The sequence below is a fragment of the Streptococcus pluranimalium genome (assembly GCF_047785705.1).
GTDB classification, from domain to species: Bacteria; Bacillota; Bacilli; order Lactobacillales; family Streptococcaceae; genus Streptococcus; species Streptococcus pluranimalium_A.
Window position 1 is genome coordinate 1 of record NZ_JBLOJV010000082.1, and the last position, 1,567, is coordinate 1,567.

The following is a 1,567-nucleotide window of genomic DNA, read 5'->3' on the forward strand; positions in this document are numbered from 1 at the left end:
GGTGACGGTTTTACTGATTGGTCGATCGACAGTGCTGTGGGAAACGCTGACTGTGAGATTGACTTGCGCTGTTTCAGACTCACCTTGGAAAGTCACGCTTGTCGGTCTTCCTTCTAGTTGCCCTTGGGCATTAACCTTGAGGCCATTGACGGTGTTGCTAGTAATTGTCGCGTCGGCCTTGTTAGTCGTGATGACCTTAACCCCAGTGACCGGCTTTTTGTCAAGCACTGGGTTTGGTTGATTGACCGCGACCTCTAGTGGTAGCTCTTCAAGAATCTTGAGCGTTACACGCGCCAATCCACCTGTACGATTGCCATAATCTGCCATCAAGACCCCATTGTAGACTCCTGCTGTTTGGCTGTTTTCTGGCATGTTCCATAGTTTAAATGTTGCATTACGAGGTAGATTTCGGGCATTGGTCAGATAATCTGTCGCAGTCGGCAAACGGTCACCCTTAACGATGGTTAAAACTTGTGTCTCTGGCTTGGCCACACGACCGTACTGTTTGACAATATCACGAACGTAGAGCCAGTCGTTACTACCATCCTCGTAGTTGAACAATACTTTACTGTCCGACGACACTGTTATTCTGGTGTTTTCAGGAAGTGGGTTGTTTTTGGTTTCGTTGATGAGGGGCAGGAAGGTTTCAAAGAGTTTCTTTTCCTCCTCTGTGATACTATCAGGATTTTCAACCGCCAAGTAGAAGTCAGGACGAACAGGGTTGTAGCCGTAGGTTGTGTACTCCTCAGGGCGTTTTTGTATCACCGCACCATACATTGTTACGACATCACTTGAGCTGTCTTTATACGTAATAGTAACATAATTAGGATTATAACTTGAAGGCGAAATAGAATATATATCTTTTACCGGAATGTGTCTATTCGCCCTAAACACAGCTTGAACAATGGCATCTGTCTCTTCTGATGTTAAAGAGTTAATGTTAGAAACCTTTAATCTGAAATCGTCCGGGGCTGGGGCTTTGGCATCGTATTTATCAGCTAGGGTTGAAGGTCTAGAACCTGTCACCGCACCATACAATGTTACGACATCATGTGAGCTGTCTTTATACGTAATAGTAACATAATTAGGATCAGAACTTGAAGGCGAAATAGAATATATATCTTTTACCGGAATGTGTCTATTCGCCCCAAACACAGCTTGAACAATGGCATCTGTCTCTTCTGATGTTAAAGAGTTAATGTTAGCAACTTCTAATCTGAAATCGTCCGGGGCTTTGGTATCGTATTTATCAGCTAGGGTTGAAGGTCTAGAACCTGTCACCGAACCATACAATATTACGACATCACGTGAGCTGTCTTTATACGTAATAGTAACATAATTAGGATCAGAACTTGAAGGCGAAATAGAATGTATATCTTTTACCGGAATGTGTCTATTCGCCCTAAACACAGCTTGAACAATGGCATCTGTCTCTTCTGATGTTAAAGAGTTAATGTTAGAAACCTTTAATCTGAAATCGTCCGGGGCTGGGGCTTCGGTATCGTATTTATCAGCTAGTGTCCCTAAATTCAGCAAGTCCGCTCCTGGAATATTATCTATCTCTGCC

1 protein-coding gene is annotated in these 1,567 nt (G+C 43.5%); it reads right to left on the bottom strand.

The window, feature by feature from the left end; translation table 11 throughout:
- On the bottom strand, positions 1 to 1,567 hold a 1,567-nt coding region (locus tag ACMZ6Z_RS09335), incomplete at both ends, for a Rib/alpha-like domain-containing protein (protein ID WP_416132255.1).